At 66.2% G+C, this 623-nt stretch carries 1 protein-coding gene; it reads left to right on the forward strand.

The window, feature by feature from the left end; translation table 11 throughout:
• On the forward strand, window positions 1-623 hold a 623-nt coding region (locus AC1DDG_RS21695; protein ID WP_476877702.1), incomplete at both ends, for an FAD-dependent oxidoreductase.

A 623-nucleotide genomic window follows, 5' to 3' on the forward strand; every position in this document is an offset into this window, starting at 1 on the left:
GTCATCGGCCTCGGCAGCATCGGATCCATGGCCCTCTGGCAAGCCTCCCGCCTGACCCAGGACGTCGTCGGATTCGAAGCCCACGCACCCGCCCACGGCCGTAGCGCCGTGGGCGGGGACACCCGGCTCTTCCGCATGCTCTACCGCGGGATACCCGACTACTACCCCATCCTGGAACGCTCCCGSRRCMTCTGGGCCGARCTCGAAGCCGAAACMGGACARRACATCCTCACCCGCTGCGGCGGACTCTCCATCGGAACCGCCGATGGGCCCTACATCCCCAAGCTCCTGGAAACCACCAGGACCAACGGCGCTGCCCACGTAATCCTCAGCCGCGAAGACATGGCCGAACACTACCCCCAGCACAACCTCCGCGACGACGACATCGCCGTCTACGACCCCAACGCCGGCGCACTGCGCACCGACCGAGCCGTCACAGCCGCCGTCGCCGCCGCCCAGGCCAACGGCGCAACAATCCACACCAACACACCCATCGACAGCATCACCGAAACCGGCAACGGCGTCACCATCACCTCCGGCAAGAAGTCCTGGACCTTCGAGAACGTCATCGTCTCCTCCGGCGGCTGGTCCCAACAACTCATGCCCGACTACCTGCAGAAGGC

Source organism: Arthrobacter sp. 10L430 (genome assembly GCF_056395245.1).